We start from the raw sequence: 13,083 nt of genomic DNA on the forward strand, positions 1-13,083 counted from the left end.
ACCGCGTCCCATCAGTGCCCCTGCGTATCCAGATTCGAGGGTATGGCTGCCAAGAAACTCTCCATATTGCGCTTGGTCTCTGCCATGGAGTCTCCACCAAACTTTTCCACAAGTGCTTCTGCCAGAACCAAGGCTGTCATAGCCTCAGCCACAACTCCGGCAGCCGGCACGGCACAAACATCGGAACGCTGGTGGTGAGCCTTAGCAGCCTTCCCCGTAGCGACGTCAACGGTTTTCAAGGCACGCGGCACCGTCGCAATCGGTTTCATTGCTGCACGGACGCGCAACACATCCCCGATACTCATACCACCCTCGATGCCACCGGCACGGTTTGAGGTACGCACAATCCGTCCGTTCTCATCATGGACCATCTCATCGTGTGCTGCGGATCCTCTGCGAGCTGCCGTGGCAAAGCCGTCACCTACTTCCACTCCCTTGATGGCTTGGATACCCATCAGGGCCCCCGCCAGTCTGGAGTCGAGGCGACGGTCCCAATGAACATAGCTGCCAAGTCCTGGGGGCAGCCCATAGGCCAACACTTCAACAACACCGCCGAGGGTTTCTCCCTGCTTTTGGGCGGTATCCACTTCCTGCACCATGGCAGCTGAGGTTGCTGCGTCAAAGCAGCGCAGTGGGTCTGCATCAAGTGCACCAACATCGGCAAAGCCGGGCAGGGCAGCAGTGTCCGGTGAGCTAACCCCGGCGATTTGGACTGTATGGCTGATAAGTCTCACACCAACTGCGGCCAACATCTGTCCCGCAACAACACCAAGGGCAACGCGGGTTGCGGTTTCACGGGCGCTGGCACGCTCCAACACCGGTCGCGCCTCATCGAAAGCGTACTTTTGCATGCCGGTAAAGTCGGCGTGACCTGGGCGAGGGCGAGTCAACGGGGCATTGCGGGCCTGACCCTGAAGTTCGCCAGCATCTACAGGATCCGCTGACATGATCTGTTCCCACTTGGGCCATTCGGAGTTAGCGATCTGGATGGCGATGGGCCCGCCTTGTGTCAGACCGTGTCGGACTCCGCCCAAAATGGTGACAACGTCCTGCTCAAACTTCATCCTCGCACCACGGCCGTAGCCCAGACGACGACGGGCGAGTGCCTCACGGATGTGGACGCTCGTAAGCTCCACACCGGCAGGCACGCCTTCAATAATTCCGACAAGGGCCGGGCCATGTGATTCTCCGGCGGTCAACCAACGCAACATACTCTCTATCCTGCCATGTTCTGTTCGTGGGGTGCCCGCCTATGCACGCCAATTGCGTCGCACATCACATTGATGACGTCCCTTACTTGATCTGTTGCGAGGGTGCCGTAACCTCCCGCCTCCGCAAACAGCTTGACTTGCTCAACACCTTGGTAAAGAAGCATCTCAATCCCGGCCACCACTGTGCCGCCGTGGTTCTCCCAAGCCTTCGCCAGTGCACTGGGCCAAGGATCGTATGCCACATCAAGCAGCACTGAACCGGACACGCTCGTAGTACTGTCAGCAAACTCATCAGCCAGCTCATCGGCACCGTGCGGTGGCAGGGTGGAGATTACGACGTCGAACCCTGCCAGTGCTTCCGCCGCACCTTCGAATGCAGCAAGACAAGCAGTGGCCCCTAATGCTGTGGCTACTTCCAGCGTTGGGGCTGCATTGACTGGGTTACGCACAAAAATCACTATTTCTGTGGCCTCCAGTTGGCACAGCGCCGCAATCGCAGAAACGGCGGTACCTCCCCCACCTAGAATCGCGGCTCGCGGACGCTCACCGGCTCCAGCATGTTTAAGGGCGTTCACAATGCCAGCCACATCGGTGTTCTCTCCCCGAAGCATGGGGGCACCGGCGTCGTCCTGCCTCACGACGATCGTGTTGACGGCGCCCAAAACCCGGGCTACCGGACTTAGTTCATCAACAAGACCTACTGCTGCTTGTTTCAGCGGCATGGTCACGGACAGGCCATACCAATTTCCTTCTGTCTTCACCCGCGCCATCAGTGCTGGAAGTTCAAAAACATCCACATCAATGGCGCCATAGTTGAAGTTCGCGCCTAGAACGTCATAGGCAGCGTTGTGCATCGCAGGAGATTTGGAGTGCCCAATAGGATGACCCAAAACGGCGCCCTGAAGCAAAACCGTCACCTACTTGCACTCTCCCGGGTTTGCATCACACCAGGCAACGTACTTCGCCACGTTGGTCTTATGCTCAGCAAACGTGGCAGCGTACAACGTCTCACCCGTCTTTAGATCAACCGTCACCCAAAAGTAATACGGGTTCGCCTCAGGGTGAGCCGCAGCTTCTATTGCTTTGATCCCTGGCGAACCGATGGGACCCACGGGCAGACCGGGATTGGCGAATGTGTTGTAGAGATTTGTTTTATCAGCCTTTTGGGCCGACGTGATGTTGTACGTTTTTAAACCAAGCCCGTAAGCCACGGTGGCATCGGACTCAAGGCGTCCACCCGTTTCTCCATTGGGGTTGTTGATTCTGTTCTCAATTGCACCAGAAATCTTGGCGTAATTCGCCGCGTTGCCTTCGAACTCAATGATGCTTCCAATGGTTAGAACCCGGTACTGCTCCGTTGGATCCTTCACCCCAGTGTCAGTCAGCGACTTCTTCGTGCCGGCCACCATTTCGCTGAGGATCGCCTTGGCATCGAGTTCGATCGGAAAACGGTATTCACCGGGTGCCAGGTAACCTTCAAGATTTTTAGCCTCTTCGGGGAGGTCAAACAACTGGGGCTGTTTTGCCAGCGACTCAAACTCGGCCTCGGGAATGCCCGTGTCTTTGGCCAAGACTGCAAGGGTGTCACTCATACGCAGGTTCTGGGCAACGGCTGCGTAGTGCACTTTGTCATCTCCCACAGCCAGAAGAACACTCACGGCATCTGCAGCTTTCATCTGCAGTTTCATGCCAAACGTGCCCGGCTGTAACGCGCTGGCCCCATCTGCAGCGTTCAGAGCATCAAGGAACGCCTGCTCGCTGGCAACGACATCCTCTGTCTTTAGATCATTCGCTACCATCCTGGCAGTGGCACCTTCCGGGACCACAAACTGCACTGAGCTGGTGCCCGGTCCGGGATAATCGGCGGCCTGAAAGCCACTCAGGAGAGGTTTGGCAGCCTGCACGGCAAAAAATACAACTACCCCAAAAAGCAACAGGATGATAAAGAAGATCACACTACGGCGGCGCTTGCGCACACGTTTTGACACCCGGCTCGATCGCCGCGATGGCAGTCCTTGCGCAGATGCCTGACCATGGTAGAGAGGAGCCATGGCTGACTCCGGCACCGGTTGCTGATACTGATCATCATCATCGGCTAAAGCATGGTCATAATCATGGGCACTGGTGGGTTCCTGGGTCGAGGAGGGATCGTCCCAGGAAACGCCGGAATCATTCCCGGGAACGTGCGCGGGGCCGCGAAATAGACCGCTCATGGTTCCGGCGTCGTTTCTTCGGACACGCCGATTTGCGTTGAAATGGTGGAAACCTCTTCATAGTCGGATGATCCGGCGGTCCCCACAACCTCCGCCGTTACTGCGCGCACAGCTAAGCCAACATCGGCATTACGCGCTTTTTGCGTATCAATAGCGTGCTGCAATATTTCAACAGCTGCCACTTGATCTACTACTTTACGGTGCTCGCGGCTGCTCATGCCAGCCCGATGCAGCGCCTGGTGGGCGCTGACTGTGCTCAAACGTTCATCGAACAAGTGTACCGGGACATCTAGTCCGGCGCTCTGTAGTGCTGAGACCAAGTGCTGGGCGTAATCCCGGGCCATCTGCGCCGAAGACTTTTCCTCCCCTTTGAGGGTCCTTGGCAGACCCACAATGATCTGGCAAACCCCGCGGGAAGTAGCCTCATTGACAATGATTTTAATGTCGCTGTGGCGTTTCAGATCACGGCTGAGTGTTTTGACGGGAGTAGCCAAAATACCGTCCGGATCGCAGGCAGCCAAACCGACGCGAACCATACCTACGTCCACACCCATTTTGGCCCCCTGCGGGAATTGTCTTGCTCCCTGCGGGAATTCTAGTTCGGACATGGAGCGTTACGGCCGCTCTTTAACAGCGTTGCTCACGGCGGCCAGGGCCGCACCAATGGCGTTGACGTCGGAGCCACCGCCTTGGGCCATATCAGGCTTACCACCGCCGCCTCCCCCGAGGATACCCGAGGCCAACTTCACGAGGTTCCCGGCCTTCACGCCGTTCTGACGCGCCCCTTCATTAGTCACTATCAAGATGATCGGGCGCCCGTTGCTTGCACCGGCAACAGCTACTGCGGACGCAGCTGAGCCAAGACGGTCGCGTAGATCAAGAGCCAGTGCGCGCAGGTCGTCAGCGCTGTTGACATCGCCAGCATCATGGCCAATGAAGCGAACTCCGTTGGCGTCTACGGCCGTTCCAACAAGGTTGGCTGCTGCTGCGCTGAGTTGTTCCTTGCGTAGGCGGTCAAGTTCCTTTTCGGCCGTTTTGAGCTTGGCCAGCGTTGCCGCTACCCGGTCTTGGAGAAGGTTTGCCGGCACTTTGAGCATGTCGGTGAGTTCAGCGACAAGGGTCCGTTCTGCGGCGAGGTGACGGAACGCGTCCAAACCAACAAAAGCTTCAACACGCCGGTTCCCGGAACCTACGGATTGCTCACCAAGCAAAGTGAGGGAACCAATCCGGGATGTGGTGTCCACGTGGGTGCCGCCACAAAGCTCGCGTGACCAGGCGCCGTCGATCTCCACCACACGAACCTGGGAGCCGTAGTTTTCGCCAAAGAGGGCCATCGCACCGAGCTCTTTCGCGGCGTCAAGATCCATAACTTTGGTTTCAACCGTGAAATTATTGCGAATAGCGATATTCGCTACTTCTTCAATTTCCGAGCGTGTGGCCGTACTCAGACCTTCACCCCAGGCGAAATCGAAGCGCAGGTAGCCGGCCTTGTTGAAGGAACCACGCTGCAGCGCTTCCGGGCCTAGAATTTGGTGCAGGGCCGCGTGCACAATATGTGTCCCAGTGTGGGCCTGTTCACCTGCACGACGCCGTTCACGGTCCACGGCGGCCTGAACCAGTGCATCCGCTGGCAGTTCTCCTTCACGGACAATCGCCCTGTGTACACTCAGTCCCTTGATTGGCCGCTGCACGTCAAGAACTTCAACAACAAACCCATCCCCGGTGATCAGCCCAGTGTCAGCGGCTTGACCGCCAGCCTCAGCATAAAAAGGTGTTGCATCAAGGACAAGGGAGATCTCTTCCCCCGTTGAGGCATGCTGGACGGCGGCACCATTGGAGAGGATTGAGCGAACCCGGCCTTCCCCGACGAGCTCGGTGTAGCCGGTGAAGACTGTCTCCCCTTGTGCCAGCACATCGTGAAAAACGGAAAGGTCTGCGTGGCCGCTCTTCTTTGCCTTGGCATCCTTTTGAGCACGTTGACGCTGCTCAAGCATGAGCTTGCGGAAACCCGGCTCATCAACTTCAAGCCCAGCCTCTGCAGCCATTTCAAGGGTCAAGTCAATCGGGAAGCCGTAAGTGTCATGCAAGGCAAAGGCTTCGCCTCCGGAGAGCGGAGTATTTGCTGCCTTGGATTCTTTGACGGACTCTTCTAGGCGAGCCGTGCCACTTGCAATGGTGCGTAAGAAGGAGCGCTCCTCGGCATAAGCTATGCGTGCGATCCTGGCAAAGTCGGTTTCAACTTCGGGGTAGGCGCCCTTCATGGCGTCACGCGAGACAGGCAGCAGTTCAGGTAGGACAGCGCTCTCCACGCCCAGCAAACGCATGGAGCGCACTGCTCTGCGAATCAGACGGCGCAGGACATAGCCCCGGCCCTCATTGGAAGGGGAAACACCATCGGAAATCAGCATCAGTGAGGAGCGGATATGGTCAGCAACAACGCGCAGACGGACATCGTCAGTGTGATGCGGATCCTTTGGATCCTCAGTAGAAGTGTAATTTTTTCCGGCTAGCTCGGCAGCCTTGTCCAAGACGGGACGGACCTGATCCGTCTCGTACATGTTCTGTACATTCTGGAGAATCATGGCTAGGCGTTCAAGCCCTAAACCGGTGTCAATGTTCTTCTTAGGCAAGTCACCGAGGATCTCAAAATCATCTTTGCCTGTGCCCTCACCGCGCTGGTACTGCATGAACACCAGGTTCCAGATTTCGATGTAACGGGTGTCATCAGCCTCAGGGCCACCGTCTATCCCATACTCCGGGCCACGGTCATAGAAAATTTCAGAGCAGGGTCCGGCCGGACCAGGCTGACCAGTGGACCAATAGTTATCAGCCTTCCCCATTTTTTGGATGCGGGCTGCCGGAACACCAATCTTGTCACGCCAGATTTCCAATGCTTCCTCGTCATCAAGGTAAACAGTGACCCATAGTTTCTCTGCCGGCAGGCCATAGCCTCCGTCTTCTAACGGTGTGGTCAGCAGCTCCCACGCATAGCTGATGGCGCCTTCTTTGAAGTAGTCACCAAAGGAGAAATTTCCGCACATTTGAAAGAAAGTGCCGTGGCGGACAGTCTTGCCTACCTCTTCAATATCGCCAGTACGAATGCACTTCTGCACGCTTGTTGCCCTGGCAAAAGGTGGAACTTCCCGGGCTGTCAGATACGGAATGAAAGGGACCATTCCTGCCACAGTAAACAGAAGTGACGGGTCGGAGGACACCAGAGAAGCCGAGGGCACGGGGGTGTGGGACTTGCTGGTAAAAAAATCTACCCAGCGGCGTGCAATATCGTGCGATTTCATTAGCCTGGTGGCTCCTTCAATAGTTCTGGAGTTCTAGAGTTCAGGCACCCTAGAGTTGTTTGCTTTAGTCCCCTGTTGCCTTGAAGTTCGGGCGAGGGTGCACCGACGCCGTACAGGGTGAGAACTTGCTGCGTATTGGCCACTGCGCTTCACTCTGAGACTCTTCACGACCGATAAATTTGGTCAGTGGCGTGCGGTTTTCGGTGCCTGGTCCATACCCAGGGCCACCCGTAAATCAGTTTCTCGTTCATCCATGTTCTCACGCATCGCCTCAGCAAAGTCATGAACGGCATCGCTCATGCGCCCTACAGCGCGGTTGAGGCCTTCAGGGCCGATGACCCCTTGTGCGGCAGCAATTTTACGGGCGGCAATGACACCAATCGTGATGCCGACGCCAAGCCAAAAGATCTTTTTCATCAGTTTTCGTCCTTTAGTGGCTTCTTTTAGCGGCTGCGCCTGGCGCGGGTGGGCTTCTTGCGGCTGTCGAAGGCCTGGCGCACACCATAGGAGAACGCCGCAACCTTGATTAGCGGTGAGCCGATGGTCGCTGCGACCAAGGCTGACAGAGCTGAGATGTTAGCAGTGGCATCGGAGACGTTGTTTGAGATCCCATCTACCTTGCCCAATTGTGTATTGGTCGTAACGACAGTGGCCGTGACTTCGTCAATGAGCGGCGTGGTGCCGTCTCCAATTTGCTTGATGGTGGTGCGAATTTCATCGAACACTTTGCCGAGCTTGTAGATGGGCACAGCCAACAAGGCCACCAAGACGGCGAAGACCCCTGCCGCAATCAATCCTGCAATGTCGCCACCACTCATGTGCGTGCCGCCTCAATTCCTTACTCGTTGGCTGTTCGCCGTCATTCGGCGCCTATTACATGGCCAGCTATTACATGGCCCGCTTACGCATGCCATCAACCTGGTGATTCGTTTCTAATGATCTGTCTCTAAGTGCAGCCTCAGTGCCTGTGGCAACGTCTTTCCAAAATACCCTAGTCCAAAAGGCTCGAGGCTTGGGTGACAAAAGGGCTTTGCGGGCCAATTTACTAGTAAAAAACCTGTTCTAGGAGACAATTCTTGGTGCATAGATAAGGTTTTGCTAACAAAACAGCCCGCGGCAGGTGCCGCGGGCTGTTTTGTGTTTCAAACTGCGAGTAGTTCGAACTCTACTTCGCGCCAAATGAATTTAGCGTGAGTAGAATTCCACAACCAGCTGCTCTTCACAGGTTACGGGAACTTCAACACGCTTGGGACGGCGAACCAGGCGAGCCTGCAGGCTCTCCAGTTTTACGTCCAAGTATGCCGGGACGGCGGGGAGCACGTCGCGGTGGGCGCCGGCTGCAGCAAGCTGCAACGGTGTCATGGTCTGGCTGCGCGGGTGCACGTGGATCAGCTGACCCTCTGCAACGCGGAACGAGGGACGGTCCACGCGGGCGCCGTCAACCATGATGTGGCGGTGCACAACCAACTGGCGTGCCTGAGCGGTGGTGCGGGCGAAGCCTGCACGCAGGACCAAGGCGTCCAAACGGCATTCCAAGATTTCAACCAGGTTTTCACCGGTCATGCCCTTGGTGTGCTTGGCTTCTTCGAAGGCACGTGTCATCTGTGCTTCGCGGATGCCGTACTGGGCACGCAGACGCTGCTTTTCGCGCAACCGTACTGCGTAGTCGCTGTCCTGCTTCTTGCGGGCACGTCCATGCTCACCGGGGCCGTACGGACGGCGCTCCAGGTATTTGGCGGCCTTGGGAGTCAGGGCAATGCCGAGGGACCGCGAAAGGCGGGCCTGCCGGCGGGCACGTGTGTTGTTAGCCACTTGTGTCCTTCCAATATTTGCAATAAGTAGTGTCCTGGCCTCCATTATGGAGAGCTGGGGCTATTGCCGCCTTTTCGCTACAGCACCTGGGCATGACCATCCGCGGGTAAATCGGGCGGCTTGTGGGCCACTCGGAAGTTCGCGGTGTTGGGCATGGAGCCAAGGCTTGCCAGTGCGCCATCAACTCTACCACCTACGCTGTGGCCTTCGCGACGCAGGTATTGACACCGGTGGCGGCCTACTTCGGCTCGCCTTTACTCTCAGATTTACTAGCCGGGGACGGACTTTTTCCGCGAATTATTTCACGCAGGCGAGCCACCCGTGGGCCTAGATCCCGTTCATGCCCATTGGCGGTGGGTAAGTAGTAGTCGCGCGAGATCAGATCATCTGGTGGATATTGCTGTGTGGCTATGGCGTGCGGGGAGTCGTGCGAGTAGATGTAGCCCTTGCCGTGACCTAGCCCCTTCGAACCGGCATAGTGGGCATCCCGAAGGGCAGCCGGAACCATTGTGCCCTTGCCAGCGCGGACATCTGCCACGGCGGCATTGATGCTGTTGTAGGAAGCGTTTGACTTCGGCGCCGTAGCCACGTGAACTACTGCCTGGGCCAAGATGATCCGCGCCTCCGGCATGCCTATCAGCGTGACGGCCTGGGCCGCAGCCACGGCTGTTTGAAGGGCAGTTGGATCAGCCATGCCCACATCTTCTGAGGCTGAAATCATGATGCGTCGGCTGATGAAACGGGGGTCCTCCCCCGCCTCCAGCATGCGGGCCAGATAATGCAGCGCCGCATCCACATCAGAACCGCGCACCGACTTAATGAAAGCGCTGATGATGTCGTAATGCTGATCCCCCGCCCTGTCATAACGCACAGCGGCGGCGTCAATGGCACGTTCGGCAACAGCTAAGTCAATAACCACCGCATTCTCCACCACCCCGTTCTGGGCATCCGCATGATTGGGCGGGTCATTGGGCGTAAGTGTGGCGTCACCGTAACCGGCCCGGGCGCCTTCACACTCAGAAAGGGCCACACCGGCGGCCGCCTCCAATGTGGTCAGGGCACGGCGGGCATCACCGCTTGCCAGACGCACAAGGTGATCCATGGCATCATCTGTGACGGTGAGCAACCCATCCAATCCGCGCTGGTCGGTGATAGCGCGTTCAAGGAGGTCTTGGATATCTGCATTGGTCAGTGGCTTGAGCGTGAGCAGAATTGAACGCGAGAGTAGCGGGGCAACAACAGAGAATGATGGATTCTCTGTTGTTGCCGCTATCAGCACCACCCAACGGTTCTCCACCCCAGGTAGCAGCGCATCCTGTTGAGCCTTGTTGAATCGGTGGATCTCATCCAGAAACAAGACTGTGGTGCGACCGTGCAAGTCTCTGTCCGTCAGCGCCTGATCCATCACCCTGCGAACATCTTTAACACCGGCAGTAATGGCCGAAAGTTCCACAAACTTCCGTCCCGGGCCACGGGCAATCACGTGGGCAAGAGTGGTTTTCCCTGTTCCAGGGGGTCCCCACAGCATGACGGAGGCAGGCCCGGCCGCTCCCCCGGCGGCCCCGCCTGCCGCTAACATTTGCAATGGCGAACCGGCACCAAGAAGATGTTGCTGGCCCACCACTTCCGCAAGGCTTCGCGGACGCATACGCACTGCCAGCGGACTGCGAGGGCGCGAGGACGCATCCTCCCGACCTCCCCCAAAGGCGAGGGTGCCGGCGTCGTCCGCTTCATCGCCATCGAAGGCGCTGCTAAAAAGGTCACTCACCCCTCTAGGCTAGCGCGCGGTAGTCTGGCATCGTGAACACCGCTCGCCGTATGGCCTTTGTCCCCGCAGACCGCCTCACCGGATGGGTAGAGCGTTTTGCCGCCGCCCATCAGGGCATCGACGTCACCGAAGACACGGACGACGGCGTGAGGTTGCGTTTGCATGATGGCTCGGTAGCGCTGCTGGCACCTCCGTGGCCCGACGATGGCAGACCGGGGCGAGGCACTGATTTGTTAGCACGGCTGGCGTCCGTGGGCGTCCAGGAACGCAGGCTGGGCCTGGTCCTTATCCGACGTGGCGGTTACGCCGTGGGAGTTGCCGTGGCCGGGAAACTCGTGGTTCACAAGGTTGGAACCGTTTCCTCCCGCTCCCGTGGCGCAGACCAGGCGTGGGCGATTACCCAGCGCACCGCGCAGGAAGCCGCAAAGATTTTCAGTGGAGAGAATTTTGAGTATATGGGCCCCGGAGGTGACAAGGCGCTGGTGGAGGCTGTTCTGGCCTCGCCGCTACTGCGTAGCCATAGGAACCGACCTCAGTTAGGGGCCCTTGCCGTGGCGGATCCTAATATGGCCGTACTTCAGCGGGCGGCAGTTGATTTCTGTGCCATCCGGGTTCAGATCACTGAGTATCAGAGCACCGAACATCAGAGCCCCGCCACGCGCTAACGAACTGCACCACTGCGCAGCAGTCACCTGACGCCAACACAAAAAAGATGCTGCCCATCGGGGCAGCATCTTTCTTTGGGCCTAGATTAATGGGCCTGGATTATGTGCCGCAAGCGCTTAGGACTCCGGCTTTGAACTCAGGTTTTGGACTCCGGCTTCGGCCTTGGCTTCGGCCTTGAAGTCCACTCCGGCTTCCTTGCGCTGCTGAGCCGTGATGGGGGCAGGGGCAGCCGTCAGTGGGTCATAGCCGCCACCGGACTTTGGGAATGCGATGACGTCGCGGATGGAATCCACTCCGGCCAGCAAGGACACGGCACGGTCCCAGCCAATGGCAATTCCACCATGGGGAGGGGCCCCAAACTTGAAGCCTTCAAGTAGGAAGCCGAACTTCTCCTGCGCTTCCTCGTGGCTCAAGCCCATGACTTCAAAGACTCGTTCCTGGACTTCGCGGCGGTGAATACGGATGGAGCCGCCACCAATTTCGTTGCCGTTGCACACAATGTCGTAGGCAAAGGCGAGGGCAGATTCCGGATCCGTATCAAAAGTGTCCATGAACTCCGGTTTGGGTGAGGTGAACGCGTGGTGGACAGCTGTCCACTTACCTGCCCCAACAGCCACGTCCCCTGAGGCAACGGCCTCTGAGGCGGGCTCAAACATGGGGGCGTCCACGATCCAGACGAACGCCCAGTCGGCCGGGTTGATCAGGCCGGTTCGGTGGCCGATCTCAACACGGGCGGCACCTAGCAGTGCCCGGGAGGGGGAAACCTCACCGGCTGCGAAGAAGATGCAGTCACCGGGCTTGGCGCCCACGGCGTCGGCCAGACCGGCACGTTCTGTATCCGTTAGATTCTTGGCAACCGGACCAGTCAGCTCACCCTCTTCCTTGAACAAGACGTAGGCCAGGCCCTTGGCACCGCGCTGCTTGGCCCATTCCTGCCATGCATCGAGCTGACGGCGCGGCTGTGTGGCCCCACCTGGCATGACAACGGCGCCAACGTAGGGAGCCTTGAAGACCCCAAATTCGGTGTCCTTGAAGAACTCGGTCAGATCGGTCAGTTCCAAACCAAAACGCAGGTCTGGCTTGTCCGAACCGAAGCGGGCCATCGCGTCCCGGTAGGTCATCCGCTGGATCGGCAGCGGGATCTGCACATCGATCAGCTTCCACAGTGCCGAAACAATCTTTTCGCCCAAGGCAATGATGTCATCCTGGTCAACGAAGCTGGCTTCAATGTCCAACTGTGTGAACTCCGGCTGACGGTCAGCACGGAAGTCCTCATCACGGTAGCAGCGGGCGATCTGGTAGTACTTTTCAAACCCACCTACCTGCAGAAGCTGCTTGAACAGCTGCGGTGACTGCGGCAATGCATACCAGGAGCCTGGCGCCAGACGGGCAGGCACCACGAAGTCGCGAGCACCCTCAGGGGTGGAACGGGTCAGCGTCGGGGTCTCAATTTCGGTATAACCCTGTTCGTGCAGCAACTCGCGGGCCACACGGTTGGCTTCCGAACGCAGACGCAGGTTCCGCTGCATACCCGGACGGCGCAGATCAAGGTAGCGGTGCTTGAGGCGTGCTTCCTCGCCCACTTCAACATGCTCGTCAATCTGGAAAGGAAGGGGAGCAGCTTCGTTCAGTACAACGACCGTATCCGCCATCACTTCGATCTCACCGGTGTCTAAACCGGCGTTTTCATTACCTTCAGGACGCCGCGCAACGGTGCCGGTAATTTGGAGCACGTATTCATTGCGCAGAGAATGAAAAACTTCTTCTTCGCGAACCACAATCTGCGCGAAGCCAGAGGCGTCTCGCAGGTCAAGGAAGGCTACTCCACCATGATCTCGACGGCGGGCAACCCAGCCCGAGAGAGTTACAGTCTGTCCAATATGCTCGGCCCGCAGGGAGCCCAGGTCATGTGTGCGCAGCACAACAGTCCTTTCAATGGTGATGTAAGGCCCTACGTTGCGGGGCCAGATAAGGGAGTTGCCATCAAGTTTAGCGTTGATCAAGCATGGTCCGGTCACGGGCTGAACTAGCTCCGCGGCGGGTTGGCACCCAGTGACCCGTCCACCCCCTGGTTGAGGTTGGAGATGATGACACCCCGGAGGGAATGACGGGGGTGT

Annotated in this window: 11 protein-coding genes; 1 reads left to right on the forward strand and 10 read right to left on the reverse strand. The window is 58.0% G+C overall.

Annotated elements, in window-relative coordinates; all coding sequences use genetic code 11:
- Positions 1–11: 11 nt before the first annotated feature.
- The 9 genes from aroC to QMG40_RS01820 form a co-directional block, all read right to left on the reverse strand.
- A complete protein-coding gene (gene aroC, locus QMG40_RS01780; RefSeq protein WP_283527307.1) occupies positions 12–1,211 on the reverse strand; it encodes a chorismate synthase in 1,200 nt (399 codons plus the stop codon).
- Between the two features lie 5 nt (positions 1,212–1,216).
- A complete protein-coding gene (locus QMG40_RS01785; protein ID WP_283527309.1) occupies positions 1,217–2,128 on the reverse strand; it encodes a shikimate dehydrogenase in 912 nt (303 codons plus the stop codon).
- Positions 2,129–3,424: an endolytic transglycosylase MltG gene (mltG, locus tag QMG40_RS01790; protein WP_283527310.1), complete on the reverse strand. Its 1,296-nt coding sequence runs from the start codon at positions 3,422–3,424 to the stop codon at positions 2,129–2,131. It abuts the gene before it with no gap.
- On the reverse strand, positions 3,421–3,978 hold the full coding sequence (gene ruvX, locus QMG40_RS01795) for a Holliday junction resolvase RuvX (protein ID WP_283527312.1): 558 nt from the start codon (positions 3,976–3,978) through the stop codon (positions 3,421–3,423). The genes mltG and ruvX overlap by 4 nt, the downstream gene beginning before the upstream one ends.
- Before the next feature lie 60 nt (positions 3,979–4,038).
- On the reverse strand, positions 4,039–6,720 hold the full coding sequence (gene alaS, locus QMG40_RS01800) for an alanine--tRNA ligase (RefSeq protein WP_283527314.1): 2,682 nt from the start codon (positions 6,718–6,720) through the stop codon (positions 4,039–4,041).
- A 183-nt stretch (positions 6,721–6,903) separates the two neighbouring features.
- Positions 6,904–7,137: a hypothetical protein gene (locus QMG40_RS01805; protein WP_283527316.1), complete on the reverse strand. Its 234-nt coding sequence runs from the start codon at positions 7,135–7,137 to the stop codon at positions 6,904–6,906.
- A 26-nt stretch (positions 7,138–7,163) separates the two neighbouring features.
- Positions 7,164–7,538, reverse strand: a complete 375-nt coding sequence (locus QMG40_RS01810; protein ID WP_283527318.1) for a DUF948 domain-containing protein — start codon at positions 7,536–7,538, stop codon at positions 7,164–7,166.
- Between the two features lie 367 nt (positions 7,539–7,905).
- Positions 7,906–8,532 (reverse strand): 30S ribosomal protein S4, encoded by a 627-nt coding sequence (gene rpsD, locus QMG40_RS01815; RefSeq protein ID WP_283527320.1) that lies wholly within the window; start codon positions 8,530–8,532, stop codon positions 7,906–7,908.
- A 238-nt stretch (positions 8,533–8,770) separates the two neighbouring features.
- On the reverse strand, positions 8,771–10,300 hold the full coding sequence (locus QMG40_RS01820) for a replication-associated recombination protein A (RefSeq protein ID WP_283527322.1): 1,530 nt from the start codon (positions 10,298–10,300) through the stop codon (positions 8,771–8,773).
- 32 nt (positions 10,301–10,332) lie between these two features.
- Between QMG40_RS01820 and QMG40_RS01825 the strand changes: the two genes are divergently transcribed.
- Positions 10,333–10,965 carry an acVLRF1 family peptidyl-tRNA hydrolase gene (locus QMG40_RS01825; protein WP_283527324.1) on the forward strand — a complete coding sequence of 211 codons (633 nt, stop codon included), beginning with the start codon at positions 10,333–10,335 and terminating at the stop codon, positions 10,963–10,965.
- A gap of 117 nt (positions 10,966–11,082) precedes the next feature.
- On the opposite strand, the gene aspS is transcribed toward QMG40_RS01825, so the two are convergent.
- Positions 11,083–12,888 (reverse strand): aspartate--tRNA ligase, encoded by a 1,806-nt coding sequence (gene aspS, locus QMG40_RS01830; RefSeq protein ID WP_283528571.1) that lies wholly within the window; start codon positions 12,886–12,888, stop codon positions 11,083–11,085.
- Positions 12,889–13,083 lie beyond the last annotated feature (195 nt).

Origin of the sequence: Arthrobacter antibioticus, assembly GCF_030063205.1 — a bacterium.
Classification (GTDB): Bacteria; Actinomycetota; Actinomycetes; order Actinomycetales; family Micrococcaceae; genus Specibacter.

Bases quoted from the DNA above. Each gene is read 5' to 3' on its own strand.
- aroC (WP_283527307.1), bottom strand. From the start codon at position 1,211: ATGTTGCGTTGGTTGACCGCCGGAGAATCACATGGCCCGGCCCTTGTC.
- mltG (WP_283527310.1), bottom strand. From the start codon at position 3,424: ATGAGCGGTCTATTTCGCGGCCCCGCGCACGTTCCCGGGAATGATTCC.
- ruvX (WP_283527312.1), bottom strand. From the start codon at position 3,978: ATGGGTGTGGACGTAGGTATGGTTCGCGTCGGTTTGGCTGCCTGCGAT.
- alaS (WP_283527314.1), bottom strand. From the start codon at position 6,720: ATGAAATCGCACGATATTGCACGCCGCTGGGTAGATTTTTTTACCAGC.
- QMG40_RS01805 (WP_283527316.1), bottom strand. From the start codon at position 7,137: ATGAAAAAGATCTTTTGGCTTGGCGTCGGCATCACGATTGGTGTCATT.
- QMG40_RS01810 (WP_283527318.1), bottom strand. From the start codon at position 7,538: ATGAGTGGTGGCGACATTGCAGGATTGATTGCGGCAGGGGTCTTCGCC.